The sequence below is a fragment of the Pseudomonas sp. HMWF021 genome, from assembly GCF_003061005.1.
GTDB lineage: Bacteria > Pseudomonadota > Gammaproteobacteria > Pseudomonadales > Pseudomonadaceae > Aquipseudomonas.
In genome coordinates, this window is the sequence record NZ_QAIK01000161.1 from 7,574 (window position 1) to 19,994 (window position 12,421).

The window sequence follows — 12,421 nt, forward strand, 5'->3', positions numbered from 1 at the left end:
GGCGGTGTTGGCGAAGTTCGCTACATGGCAGGGGCGGCGGGGAGCAAACCGATTCCTTACCGGCTGTACCAGGACGCGGCGCGGCGGGTGCCGCTGGTGGTGGATGTCCCGGTCAGCGGCCGGGTGCCTGATACTGGCACCGTGGAGCTGCCGCTGTATGCACGAATCGAGCGCCTGGCACAGGTGCCGCAGGTCAGTCGTTATTCGGATCTGGTAAAGGTCACCGTGACCTGGTGAGTGCAGGGTTTCAGGCAAGCCGCTGGAGGCGGGTTGCGCAGGGAAGGGGCGTTCAGTGACGAGCGCAAGGTACGCAGACATTCTCAAGGAGCAGGGACGGACGCAATGACAGGCAAGCACTGGATGGTCATCGCGACAGGTACGCTGCTGTTGCTCGCCGACGACGCACAGGCGGCGATCAGCGGGCAGATCAATGCGCGGCTGATCCTGATCGCCGGCTGCGAAGTCACCAACAGCGCCACCCCCGCGATTCCGGTGAGCAATCTGGGCACCCTCGATTTCGGTCAGCAGGGGCCGACCTGGAATGCGCCAATCAAGGCCAGCCTCGACAGTGACAGCAGCGGCAAGCTGAATGTCGCCTGCAACCCCTCGGTCACCGGGTTCACCGTCACCATCGACGGTGGCAGCCACGGTGACGGCACCACTCGCCGCCTGAGCAACGGGCGCCAGACCCTGCCTTATCAACTGTTTCTGGATGCCTCCGGCAGCCAGCGCTACAGCATCGGCCAACAACACAATTTCGCTGTCACCAGCGGTGCGCAGATACCCATTCCGGTATTTGGCTCGGTGGTGGCGAATACCCGTGCGGTGCCTGCAGGTGTCTATACCGACACGCTGACGGTGACGCTCGACTGGTAACCCCGTAGAGGACGGACACCATGCGCAAGTTTGCATCAAGGATAGGTTTGTCGTTGCTCGGCCTGACGCTGGTTTCCAGTGCCAACGCCGCCACTACTGTCACCGGCCAGATCACCGCGAGCCTGACCCTGATCAGCAGCTGTCAGGTCAACGGTGCCGGCGGTTCCACCGGGCTGAACTTCGGTGCCCTGAACTTCGGCACCGCCAACAGCCTGTTCACCACCGCCAGCGGGCAAGTGCTGGGCGGTGGCGGCGGGGCGCTGTCGATTCTCTGCTCCAGCGGCACGACACCGGTGGTCAAGGTCCGCGCCGGCGCCCACGACGGGCAATCGCCGGGCGGTGCGCGCGCCTTGTACGACGGGGTCGCCAACTACGTGCCATACGATTTCTATACCGATGCCGGGCATTCGCAGCTGCTGCCGATTGACGGCACGATCAACCTGGCGACCAGCACCGGCGTGGCGCAGACGGTGAATATCTACGGTCAGGCGGTGGGCAAGGCCGGTTTGCCGGCGGGGACGTACACCGACACCGTCGCTGTCGAACTGACGTTCTGATGCCATGCGCCGTCAGGGCTGTGCCGCGCTGCTCCTGCTCTGTGCGGGCAGTGTGCCGCTCCCGCTGGGGGCGGTAACCAGCCAGAGCTTTCAGGTCAGCGCCACCATCACCCCGGGGTGTCTGGTGGTGGGCGGAGTATCGAATTATGGCGGGCTGAATTTCGGTTCCAGCTCGGCACTGGCTACGGGCACGGTGCAGGTGGCATTGACCGGTGGCGTGCAATTGCAATGCACCCCCGGTGTGACATTGAACATGAGCGTCGATGGCGGCCAGTACAACAGCAGCGGTCGGCATATGCAGATCAACAGCGGCAGTGCACGGGTGGCTTATGCGCTGTTTCGTGATGCGGCTTACAGCCAGACGCTGGGTATTGGTCAGAGCGTGGCGGTGGCCTATAGCGACGCGAATAACATCAGGCTACCGATTTACGGCCAGGTGCAATTGCCCGGCAATCAGCCCGGGGGGGCGTACAGCGACGTGTTGCAGGTGCAACTGTCGTGGTAAGGCAAAGAATGAATGGCCGAAAAGGAGCAGGTTCATGGGGGCAGTTACTTCACGGCATTCGGTTATGCGGCGCGCGCTGCTGGCGCTGGTCATGCTTGGGTCCGGCAGCGTGCAAGCCGCCAGTTCGGTGCTGATCTGGCCAATCGATCCGGTGCTGGAGGCCGATCAACAGGCCAGTGCGTTGTGGCTGGAGAATCGCGGCACGGAAACCGCCAACCTGCAGATCCGCGTATTTGGCTGGAGCCAGAGCGGGTTTGAAGAGCAATACCGCAATCAGCGTGATGTGATCGGCAGCCCGCCAGTGGCGAAAATCGAGCCGGGCCAGAAACAACTGGTGCGCCTGACCCGGACCAGAGACGTGCCGCCGGGCCAGGAACTGGCCTACCGGATCATCATCGATGAAATTCCTGCCGCGCAGCCACCGGCTGCCGAGGGCGGCAAAACCGCCGCTGCGATTCGCTTCCAGATGCGCTATTCGGTGCCGTTGTTTGCCTACGGCGCGGGGCTGTGGAGCAAGGAAGACAGCACCCGCCCGCGTGATCCCAAAGGTATTGGTGTGCCGCAACTGAGCTGGCGCACGGTGGCGGTGGAGGGGCGGCCGTATGTCGAGGTGCGTAATCAGGGCGCAGTGCATGCGCGACTGACTGACGTGACGATCAAGCAGGGCGGGCAGAGCAAACCACTGGCCGAGGGCTTGTTGGGTTACGTGCTGCCCGGGGCAGTGATGCGCTGGCCGGCACCGGGACCCTTGGCGAGCGAGTCGGCGTTGCAGGTGCGGGTCAATGGCGGGGCGCAGGTGCAGAGCATTGCGCCGGCGAAGTAATGCCCGGGCCGAGCAGTCCTGGTTAAGTGTTCTGTGGCGAGGGGGCTTGCCCCCGTCCAATGCGGAGCATTAGCCGATATGCGCCACTCCGGGGCTATGGGTAAAAGCGAGGGCCGCTGCGCGCCCCATCGGGGATAAATCCCCTCACCACAATGAGTAGTAACCTGTCATTGAGGGCGGTGGCATCAGGAGGATCAAGTCCATTGACGGACGTAAAGCGTGTATGAGCCCGGGATGGGCTCGCCGTATTCAGCGTCCGTTGTGGTTGATGACCGGCGCGTGTTGCCTGATGTTCGTTGATCCATCCGGGGCCGGGGAACTGCCGCCGCCTCCCAGCGGCATGGAGGCCGTCAGTGATGCACAACTGTTTCTGGAATTGGTCGTCAATCAGATGAACACCGGGCGAGTGGTGGCGGTGCAGCAACGCGACGGGCATCTGTACCTGCCGGCCAGTGCATTGCACGAAACCGGAATGAAGCTGCCCGACGGTAGCGGTGAAGAAGTCGACCTTGACGGTCTGCCGGGGCTGCACAGCGAATACGACAGCGTCGGCCAGCGCCTGCTGCTGGAGGTGCCGCCGCAGTGGCTGCCGGACCAGTTCATCGGCAACCGCGAGAACTATCCTCGCACGCCGGCGCTGAGCAGTTTCGGCGCACTGTTCAACTATGACCTGTACCTCAACGACACCGACGATGCCGGTACGTACCTGGCAGCGTGGAACGAGGTGCGGTTGTTCGACAGTTGGGGCACGCTGTCGAACACCGGGCAATATCGACGCACTTTGTCCGGTGATTCGGTCAATACGCTGGACAACGGCTACCTGCGCTACGACACCACCTGGCGCTACTCCGATGACGAACGCATGCTCACCTACGAAGGCGGTGACGTGATCAGCGGCGCCTTGCCCTGGAGCAACTCGGTGCGCCTGGGCGGCGTGCAGTTCTCCCGGGATTTTGCCGTACGCCCGGATCTGGTGACTTACCCATTGCCGCAGTTTGCCGGCGAGGCAGCGGTGCCGTCGTCGGTGGATCTGTTCATCAATGGCTACAAGTCCAGCAGCGCCGACCTGCAACCGGGGCCATACACCCTGACCAACATCCCCTTCATCAACGGCGCGGGGGAAGCGGTGGTGGTGACTACCGATGCGCTCGGTCGGCAGGTCTCGACCACCGTGCCGTTCTACGTCACCAGTACGCTGCTGCAAAAGGGCTTGAGCGATTTTTCCGTGGCCGCCGGTACGTTGCGCCGCGAATATGGTTTGAAGGATTTCAGCTACGGCACTGGCGTCACCTCCGGCAGCCTGCGTTACGGCGTCAGTGACAGTTTCACCCTGGAAAGCCATGCCGAAGCGGCGGACTCGCTTACCTTGGGCGGGATCGGTGGCAACCTGCGTCTGGGCAATTTCGGCGTGCTTAACAGTGCCGTCAGCCAGAGCCGATTCGAGGGCGATGGTGGCGAGCAACTGAGCCTCGGCTATCAGTACAGCAGCCAGCGCTACAGCTTTTCGTATCAACGCCTGCAACGTCGCGATCAGTACGCTGACCTGAGTGTGATCGATACCCCCTACGTCAGCCTCAGCCGGCGCAGCGAGCAGGCGACCCTGAGTGTCAACCTCGAGCGCTGGGGCAGCCTCGGTGCCGGGTATTTCGACGTACGCGCGGCGGACGATTCGCGCACGCGCCTGCTCAACCTGAGCTGGAGCAAACCGCTGTGGCGCAACAGCAGCTTCTACCTGTCAGCCAACCGCGAGATCGGCGACAGCAACTGGGCGGTGCAGGCACAACTGGTCATTCCGTTCGATCTGCGCGGCAGCCTGGCAATCAGCAGCGAACGCAGCAAGACCGGGCAGAGCCAGCAGCGGGTCAACTACAGCCGTTCGGTGCCGAGCGAGGGAGGGGTTGGCTTCAACCTGGGTTACGCCAAGGGTGACGGCGCAGACTATCGACAAGCTGACGTGACCTGGCGTTTGCAGTCCGTACAGTTGCAGGCGGGCGTCTATGGCACATCGGACGCCGAAACCCGTTGGGCCGATGCCAGTGGTTCGCTGGTATGGATGGATCGGCAGGTGTTCGCTGCCAATCGCATCGACGATGCTTTCGTGGTGGTCAGCACCGACGGTTTTGCCGATATTCCGGTGCGCTACGAAAACCAGCAGGTTGGTCAGACCGATAAGAACGGTCACTTGCTGGTGCCGTGGAGCAGCGCTTATTACCGTGGCAAATACGAAATCGATCCGCTGAACCTGCCGGCCAACGTGCGCAGCCCCAACGTCGAGCAGCGTGTCGCGGTGCGCCGTGGCAGCGGCTATTTGCTCGAGTTTCCGCTGACCCGGGTGATCGCCGCGAGCATCGTGCTGGTCGATGCGCAGCAGCGCGAGTTGCCGCTCGGCGCTGGCGTGCTGCACGAGCAGAGCGGCACGCGCACGGTGGTGGGCTGGGACGGATTGGTGTATCTGGAAAACCTGCACGCGCAGAACTCGCTGCAGGTTTCGCTGGCGGATGGCAAGGCCTGCAAAGTGCAGTTTAGCGTGGACATGCAGCAAAGCCAGGTGCCGCTGATCGGCCCGTTGGTGTGCCAGTGATGGCGGCCCGGATCTGCCTGTGCCTGGCGTTGCTGCTGCCGGGAGCGGCGCAGGCTCTGTGTTCGGTGGTCAGCACCACGCCGGCGGCGTTCGGCTCGATCAGCTCGATTGCCGTGCGTACCACCACGCAGCCCAGTTCCACGCTCAACGCAGGCTTGAGTTGCACCGGTTCGCTGCTGTCACTGCTGACCAGCAGCGACCATTTCTACGCCACTATCACCTCGACCCAGAGCGGTTTGGTCGGGCCGACGGGCGACGTGATCGGCTACACGATCTACGCGAACAACAGCACCAGTTACCCGGTGACTCGCGGCACCGCCTACGACTTCGCCCGCAACGGCATCATCGATGCCTTGGGCTTGCTCAATGGCACGACTCCGAAAACCGTGCCGCTGTACCTGGGCACGACCATCGGCAGTAATGTCGCCGCCGGGGTCTACACGGAAACCCTGAGCATTTTCTGGAACTGGAATTACTGCTCGGGCATCGGCATTGGTGCCATTTGCATCGGTCGCGACATCGCCAACGGCACCACCACGTTGACGGTGAACCTGACCGTGTCCAACGACTGCACGATTACCGCACCCAACATTGCCTTCGGCAGTGCGCCGGTGATCAGCGCCTTTACCCCGGTGACAGGGCAGACGATCAACCTGGCCTGCACCAAGGGCAGTGCCTACACCGTGGGTCTGAACGACGGGCAGAATGCGCTCAGCGTCGGCGGGCGGCGGCGGATGATTTCCGGCAGCAATTATCTGGCCTACGACATTTTCAAAAGCGCCGGCACCACCCGTTGGGGCAGCGTCGGCAGTGCGCGTCGGTCGAGTAGCGATGCCGAGGTCAATCCCGGCAACGGGTTGGGCACCGGCAGTCAGATTTTCAATTACAACGCGAAGATTTACACCGACCAGACCACACCACCCGCAGGGACGTATCTGGACAATGTGGTGCTCGACGTAGGTTTCTGACCCAGCACTACCCAGTGTAGGAGCTGCGGCACGCTGCGATCTTTTGATTTTCAACATCAAGATCAAAAGATCGCAGCGTGCCGCAGCTCCTGCAGGGGGACTTTTCAGAATTGCATTGATTGCTTCAGCTGCTTCGTCGACGGCGAGTCCGTCGGGCTGACCAGTGCATAGTTGTATCCGCCACCGGACCAGTAATCAGCCTGCAGATCGCCGTCACTGCGACTGCCCCGTGGTAAAAAGGTGTTGTTCGGCCCCGGTGGTCGCACGTAGAAACTGACCTTATGACCGTTGCGATCTTCATACAGCACCATCGCCGCCGGCCCTTCATCGGTGCTGAGCAGGCGTGCGCTGACCGGTTGGAAACCGGCGCCGGTCAGATCCGGCAAACGGCTGGCCTGACGGAAATAGCGATCGAGCCAGTGCTGCATGTCGCCTGTGCCCTCGACCCTGTAATCCGCCGGCAGTATTCCCTGCTCCGCGATCAGCCGATAGGCCTGCAACGCGTCGGTCATCGGCAGGGGCGCATGAACCAGGGTCATTTCCCGGGCTTGCCAGCCACTGAAACCACCGACGCTGACGGCCATCAGCAAAACGGCGGCGCTGGCCAGATGGCGTCGTGACCGGTGTTTGCGACGTTGGCGGATCAGCGCCGGATCAAGCGCCGGATTGCCCGGCTGCTGCAACGCACCACTGAGCGCCACACGCAGCTGTTGTGCGTCCTGCTGCCAGGCGTGCACTTTCGCTGCCTGTTCGGGGTGATTGGCCAGCCATGCGTCGATCACACGGCGCTCGGCAGGGCTGAGCTGATGGTCGACGTACGCGTGCAGGTCGTTTTCGCTGGGGGGCATGCTGATCATTTGAGTATCCGCAAGGATGGACTGCTGATTTCGCCGTCGCTGAGCTGGCGCAAGGCCTGGCGGGCGCGGGACAGGCGCGACATCACGGTGCCGGTGGGGACGAGGAGGATTTCGGCGACCTCCTTATAGGTCAAGCCTTCCACTGAAACCATCAGCAGCAGAGCGCGTTGCTCGGTGGGCAGTCGATCGAAGGCCTCGAGGGTCGATTGGGCCATGACGCTGCGCTCCACTGAAGGCACGGCATCGTCGCGACCGGTGAAAAATTCCAGCATTCGCGCATAGCGCCGCGAGCGTCGATGAGCATCGACAAACTGACGGTACAGAATCGCAAACAGCCAGGCACGCAGGTCGCCGTCGGCACGTTTTTCGCCCCAACCCGCCAGTGCGCGCTCCAGGCTCGCCTGCACCAGATCGTCGGCGCTGGCGCTGTTATGGGTCAGCGACAGGGCGAAGCGCCGCAGGCGGGGGATCAACTCTCGCAGGTGTTCGTCGAGTGTGTTCATGAAAGCGCCATGCCTGGGGATCGAAAAAACGGTATTGGTTAGCAAGACGTCGCTCGATGCAGGTTATTCCATGAACCTGGCTAAAGGTTTTTTTCTTGACGCTTGCCACCGGGGGCCCGGTGGTTGGCCAGGCCAGTCATCTCAATCCGGCGGCGCGCGCTCTGCGGTGAAAGAAACTACAGTTCGAAGGGAATAACCCTGTGAGACATGCGTCTCATAGCACCTTTCCCTATGGCCGATGGCCCTGGAGTTTTTCATGGTTGATCGCACGTCACCTTCCGGCGGGCCGCAGCGCCCGCCATTGAGTGCCGCAAGTCTGATGCTGCGGCTGACGGGTATCGCGGTGGTAGTTGGCGCAGTCGCTGCGGCGTTCGCCTACGTGCACGGCACTTTTGACCCACAGCGTCTGACGCCCAAGGCGCTGGTCGATGTGCTGGAAAAGAACAATGGCGTGCATCCCGGATTTCGCCGCAACCATGCCAAAGGCGTGTGCGTGATCGGGCATTTCGAAAGCAGCGGTGAGGTACGCGAGTATTCCTCCGCGCAGGTGTTCAATGAACCGCGCACGCCGGTGGTCGGCCGTTTCGCGTTGCCGGCGGGCAATCCGTATGCGCCGGACAACAGCGTGCCGATCCGCAGTCTGGCGCTGCGCTTCACCCAGACCAACGGTCAACAGTGGCGCACGGGGATGAACAGCATGCCGGTGTTCCCGGTGGGTACACCTGATGCGTTCTATCAGTTGCAGCAGGCGCAGTCGCCGGATCCGGCCACCGGCAAGCCTGATCCGACCAAAGTACCGGCGTTTTTCGCTGCGCATCCCGAGGCTGTGCCGTTTCTGACGTGGGTGAAGACAGCCCGGCCTTCGGCCAGTTACGCCACCGAAACCTACAACAGCATCAATGCGTTTTATCTGGTCAATTCCAGCGGGCAGAAGCAGGCGGTGCGCTGGAGCATGGCGCCGATGGCGCGCGATTCGGCCCCGGCTGCGGCTGAGCAGGGTGCGGATTTTCTCGAGAGGGATCTGGTCCAGCGCCTGGCCGAGGGGCCGTTGCGTTGGCAACTGAACATCACGCTGGCCAACCCCGGTGACCCGGTCAACGACGCCAGCAAGGTTTGGCCGGATGGGCGCAAGGTGCTGAACGCTGGCACCCTGGTGCTGGAAAAAACCCAGCCGCAACTCAGTGGTGAATGCCGCGACATCAATTACGATCCGCTGGTGCTGCCGTCCGGAATCGAAGGCTCCGAGGACCCGTTGCTCGCTGCGCGTTCGGCGGGTTACGCCGATTCCTATCTGCGCCGTACCAGTGAAGTCAGCCAGTTGCCCGCCACCCGACAGGAGGCTCGTCCATGAGAAGCCAACCGACCCACTTCGTGCTGCTGGCACGGCTGCTGCACTGGCTGATGGCGCTGATGATCATTGCGATGCTGTTTATCGGTGCGGGAATGGTGACTTCGGTGTCGGCCCGGCATGAATGGCTGATCCATCTGCACAAGCCACTGGGTATCGCCATTCTGTTGTTGGCGGTGGTGCGGCTGTTGGTGCGTCTGACGACCCGCCAGCCACCCTTGCCGGCGGACTTGCCGGAATGGCAGGTGCTGGCCGCCAAGGGATCGCATCTGGTGCTGTATGCATTGATGCTGGTGTTGCCACTGCTCGGTTGGGCGATGATCAGCGCTTCAGGCGAGCCGGTCATGCTCAGCACCACGCTGCAGTTGCCTGCGATCGTGCCGGCGGATGCGCAGTTGTTTGCGATTTTGCGCAAGTCTCACGGGTATCTGGCGTATCTGCTGTTCCTGACCGTGCTGCTGCACCTGGCGGCGGCGCTGTTCCATGGCTGGATACGTCGCGACGAGGTGCTCGGCAGCATGTTGCGCGGACGCGACCGTGGTTAGCTTGAAGCGGTTTGCGTAAAAAAGATCGCAGCCCATGCTGCGATCTTTTCGGTGGGGCGGGGAAGGGTCAGCGCAAGGTTTCAGCCATGTCGGCGATGGTGGTCAGCACGTCCTTGCCCAGCTGTCTGGAGCGCTTGCCCGACCATCCGGTGAGAGGGTTTGGCGCGTCGTCGTGGTCCTTGAATGGCATTTCCAGGGTCAGTGACAGGCAGTCGAACTTCTCACCCACACTGTTGCAGGCCAGGGTCATGTTGGCCTGGCCTGGCTCATCGCGGGTGTAGCCGAACCTGGTCTGGAAGTCCTTGGTGGTACGTTTCAGATGGCTGCGGAAATGCTCCTCGAGTTGTTCCAGACGAGGCGTGTAACCGGGATTGCCTTCGCAGCCGGCAACGAATACGTGGGGGATCTCCTCATCACCGTGTATGTCGAGGAACATGTCGACGCCATACTTTTCCATCTGCTGCTGTACGAAAAAGACTTCCGGGCTGACTTCCTGACTGGCGCTCTGCCAGGCACGGTTCAAGTCCTGCCCCATGGCGTTGGTGCGCAGGTGGCCATGGAAGGCACCATCGGGGTTCATGTTCGGCACCAGATACAGATCGGCGCTGGCCAACAGCTTGTTCAGCACCGGATCGTCGTGTCTTTCGAGGCGTTCGATCACACCTTCCATGAACCACTCGGCCATGTGTTCGCCGGGATGTTGTTGGGCGATGATCCAGACTTTTCGCTGGCTTTCGGCGCCGCTGCCTTTGCGCAACAACTGAATGTCGCGGCCCTCGACGCTTTTACCGGTGGCGAGCAACTGCGTGCCGGCCTTGCTCAGCGCCTGTTCGATGAGCCAGTCATGCCGACCGCGGCTATAGGGTTCGAAGTAGGCGAACCAGGCGTGAGTCTGTTCGGCCTCGAGGCAAAAGCGCAGGCTGTCGCCTTCGAAACTGGTCGGGATGCGGAACCAGTTGACGTGGTCGTAGGAAGCGACAGCCTGATAGCCGGTCCAGGCCTTGTTATAGGAGGACTGGCTGGCGTTGACCAGGCGAAACCAGTGTTCCTGGTGAACATGCAGGCCGCTGGCCTTGAAGTGGAACCATTGGAAATGCGCGCTGCGGGTATCCGGGCGAATGGCCAGAACCGGATTGAGCGGATTGGAAATGTCGATGACTTGAATGTTGCCGCTGTCGAAGTTGGCGCTGATGTCGAACGAAGATTTGGCCACGGTCATAATCGGTTCCTGAATATGATTTTTATGGCGGTTACTTTACACGCAAGGGAAGGGTGAAACCGAGGGAAATTGCGGGGTGCACAGGGGGCGTCTTCCATGACGCGGATGCAGCTTAGAGACTGCGCAATTGATTCTCAAGTGCTAATTGTCATTAGTTTGCCCCAATGGCTTCAGGGTTCTCTTGCCAAGCGATATTCTTTTGATATTATCCGCGCCATCGAATTTGCAGCACCTGAAGACTTCATTAGCCTGAAGCCATAAGCCCGAAAACGGGCAAAAAAAGACCCGGCAAAAAGCCGGGTCAAAAACCGTGATTAGCCTGATGAGGAGATAGTCCAGAAGACCGACCTAAGGTCTCTGTTCCATCGACTGATCTCGCGACCAGCTGCATGCAATAATAATCATTATCATTTGCAAGTCAAATGTTTTTATCTGCGCGATTGGAAAATTCTTTTCTGTCCGCCGGGCGTTCGTCCCGTATCACTTGTCGCCGTCGAGCGAGCGATCAACCATCGCCTTCGCCATATCCACCATGTGAACCACCGAAAACGCCAGATCCCGGCTTGAGCCTTGCAGGTTTTCTGCGGATTTGAACGCCGTGGCGGCCGCGCAACGCAGCAGATCCGACGCATGAACCAGCGCTTCCTCGCATTTGATATTGCGGTTGACGTCGAAAAAGCGTGGCTCCATGTCGGGTTCGGAAACAGCTGGTTTCAAGTAATAGTCCAGCGCACGTTGTGCGGCTGCACAGCCTTGAGGCGAAGTGAAGGTGGTATCGATTTGCAGATCGGGCAAGTCATTGTTGGGTGTATTCATGGTTGGCGAGCGTTCCTTGTTGAGTGGAAATCCGTGCTCACTAGATTAATACGTTGCGTAGTTGTGACCAGAATTTAAATACTACAATGTGTGTTTTGCTGGCCGGGATCGTCCGCGTAAGGTGCCTCGCATGGATAAATGGATTGAGTTGGTCAAAGCCAAAATGAGTGAGCTCAATGTCACTCAAGTGGAGCTCGGAGAGCGCGTCGGCATGTCCCAGGGCGGGATCGGTCACTGGCTGAACAAACGCCGGGAGCCCGGCATCAAGGAGATGAACCGCGTTCTGCAAGCGCTGGGCATGGAATTTCTTGAAGTCGCGATGGTGATACGCGAGCCGCAACCGTCACCGGATGACGAGGTGCCGCTGACGCACAAATACAACCCTTACTTCCGCTACCCGGTCAGCGACTGGCGTGCGCCCTGCGAGGCGCGCGAGCGCGAGGCGGCGCCTTATGCAAAGAGCAGCGAGGCCCAGCGTTTCGAACTCACGGATTATCACGCCGGTGGCCCGGCCTTCTGGCTGAGGGTGACGGGGGATTCGATGACCGCGCCCAAGGGGCTGAGCGTACCGGAAGGCATGCTGATTCTGGTCGATCCGGCCGTGGAGGCGGTGCCCGGCAAACTGGTGGTTGCGCAGTGGCCGGACAGCCCCGAAGCGATTTTCCGCAAACTCGACGAAGAGGGCGGCCAGCGTTATCTGATGCCACTCAATCCGACCTGGCCGAAAGCCCTGTTTACCGACGATTGTCGAATCATCGGCGTTGTGGTTCAGGCAACGGTGCGTTTCTGATCAGATCGATCCTGATGCTGCGCAGGATCGATC

At 61.2% G+C, this 12,421-nt stretch carries 14 protein-coding genes; 10 read left to right on the forward strand and 4 right to left on the reverse strand.

All coding sequences use genetic code 11. The features are described 5' to 3' along the window. From DBR18_RS23050 to DBR18_RS23080, 7 genes are all read left to right on the forward strand, one after another. Positions 1-237, forward strand: a 237-nt coding sequence (locus DBR18_RS23050) for a spore coat protein U domain-containing protein (RefSeq protein WP_146188787.1), incomplete at its 5' end; no start/stop codon positions are given. Between the two features lie 105 nt (positions 238-342). Further along, on the forward strand, positions 343-876 hold the full coding sequence (locus DBR18_RS23055) for a spore coat U domain-containing protein (protein ID WP_108592043.1): 534 nt from the start codon (positions 343-345) through the stop codon (positions 874-876). A gap of 20 nt (positions 877-896) precedes the next feature. After that, the gene (locus tag DBR18_RS23060; protein WP_098968110.1) at positions 897-1,433 is read left to right on the forward strand and encodes a spore coat U domain-containing protein; all 537 of its coding nucleotides are present in this window, start codon (positions 897-899) and stop codon (positions 1,431-1,433) included. 4 nt (positions 1,434-1,437) lie between these two features. Beyond that, positions 1,438-1,938, forward strand: a complete 501-nt coding sequence (locus tag DBR18_RS23065) for a spore coat U domain-containing protein (RefSeq protein ID WP_108592044.1) — start codon at positions 1,438-1,440, stop codon at positions 1,936-1,938. A gap of 34 nt (positions 1,939-1,972) precedes the next feature. Next, positions 1,973-2,761, forward strand: a complete 789-nt coding sequence (locus DBR18_RS23070) for a molecular chaperone (RefSeq protein ID WP_108592045.1) — start codon at positions 1,973-1,975, stop codon at positions 2,759-2,761. A gap of 223 nt (positions 2,762-2,984) precedes the next feature. Further along, the gene (locus DBR18_RS23075) at positions 2,985-5,342 is read left to right on the forward strand and encodes a fimbria/pilus outer membrane usher protein (protein ID WP_108592046.1); all 2,358 of its coding nucleotides are present in this window, start codon (positions 2,985-2,987) and stop codon (positions 5,340-5,342) included. Beyond that, positions 5,342-6,310 (forward strand): spore coat U domain-containing protein, encoded by a 969-nt coding sequence (locus DBR18_RS23080; protein ID WP_108592047.1) that lies wholly within the window; start codon positions 5,342-5,344, stop codon positions 6,308-6,310. Before DBR18_RS23075 ends, DBR18_RS23080 begins: the two co-directional genes overlap by 1 nt. A gap of 104 nt (positions 6,311-6,414) precedes the next feature. Here the strand turns inward: DBR18_RS23080 and DBR18_RS23085 are convergent, their stop codons facing one another. Together DBR18_RS23085 and DBR18_RS23090 are read right to left on the reverse strand one after the other, a co-directional pair. Continuing rightward, on the reverse strand, positions 6,415-7,167 hold the full coding sequence (locus tag DBR18_RS23085) for an anti-sigma factor (RefSeq protein WP_108592048.1): 753 nt from the start codon (positions 7,165-7,167) through the stop codon (positions 6,415-6,417). Then, the gene (locus DBR18_RS23090) at positions 7,164-7,670 is read right to left on the reverse strand and encodes a sigma-70 family RNA polymerase sigma factor (RefSeq protein WP_108592049.1); all 507 of its coding nucleotides are present in this window, start codon (positions 7,668-7,670) and stop codon (positions 7,164-7,166) included. The genes DBR18_RS23085 and DBR18_RS23090 overlap by 4 nt, the downstream gene beginning before the upstream one ends. Before the next feature lie 256 nt (positions 7,671-7,926). Here DBR18_RS23090 and DBR18_RS23095 point away from each other — a divergent pair, with 256 nt between their 5' ends. Both DBR18_RS23095 and DBR18_RS23100 read left to right on the forward strand, forming a co-directional pair. After that, positions 7,927-9,021, forward strand: a complete 1,095-nt coding sequence (locus DBR18_RS23095; RefSeq protein ID WP_108592050.1) for a catalase family peroxidase — start codon at positions 7,927-7,929, stop codon at positions 9,019-9,021. Then, positions 9,018-9,563: a cytochrome b gene (locus tag DBR18_RS23100; RefSeq protein ID WP_108592051.1), complete on the forward strand. Its 546-nt coding sequence runs from the start codon at positions 9,018-9,020 to the stop codon at positions 9,561-9,563. Before DBR18_RS23095 ends, DBR18_RS23100 begins: the two co-directional genes overlap by 4 nt. 67 nt (positions 9,564-9,630) lie before the next feature. Here DBR18_RS23100 and DBR18_RS23105 read toward each other — a convergent pair whose 3' ends face one another. Continuing rightward, positions 9,631-10,782: a M14-type cytosolic carboxypeptidase gene (locus tag DBR18_RS23105; protein ID WP_108592052.1), complete on the reverse strand. Its 1,152-nt coding sequence runs from the start codon at positions 10,780-10,782 to the stop codon at positions 9,631-9,633. Between the two features lie 480 nt (positions 10,783-11,262). After that, positions 11,263-11,598, reverse strand: coding sequence for a DUF6124 family protein (locus DBR18_RS23110; protein WP_108592053.1), 336 nt, complete (start codon positions 11,596-11,598; stop codon positions 11,263-11,265). A gap of 130 nt (positions 11,599-11,728) precedes the next feature. Between DBR18_RS23110 and DBR18_RS23115 the strand changes: the two genes are divergently transcribed. Next, entirely contained in the window at positions 11,729-12,388 is a 660-nt protein-coding gene (locus DBR18_RS23115; RefSeq protein ID WP_108592054.1) for a LexA family transcriptional regulator, read from the forward strand. Positions 12,389-12,421 lie beyond the last annotated feature (33 nt).